Below are 232 nucleotides of genomic sequence, written 5' to 3'. Positions count from 1 at the left end.
AATGTTGGTTGAACTGGTTGTGTACCAGTCACATCCCATTGACACGTAGTCGTATTGAATGTAGCCGTTTCATAACAAGCTAATGTTGGTTGAACTGGTTGTGTACCTGTAACATCCCATTGACACGTAGTCGTATTGAATGTAGCTGTTTCATAACAAGCCAATGTTGGTTGTACTGGTTGCGTACCTGTTACATCCCATTGACACGTAGTTGTATTGAATGTAGCTGTTT

Annotated in this window: 1 protein-coding gene; it reads right to left on the bottom strand. The window is 40.9% G+C overall.

What is annotated here, in order from left to right:
* Nucleotides 1-232 (bottom strand): hypothetical protein (locus tag G6042_RS00100; RefSeq protein ID WP_169522296.1); only part of this gene is annotated, 232 nt, incomplete at both ends.

The sequence above is a fragment of the Flavobacterium solisilvae genome, assembly GCF_012911605.1.
In the GTDB taxonomy this organism is placed as follows: domain Bacteria; phylum Bacteroidota; class Bacteroidia; order Flavobacteriales; family Flavobacteriaceae; genus Flavobacterium; species Flavobacterium solisilvae.
This window is presented reverse-complemented; position numbering and strand designations above follow the sequence as displayed.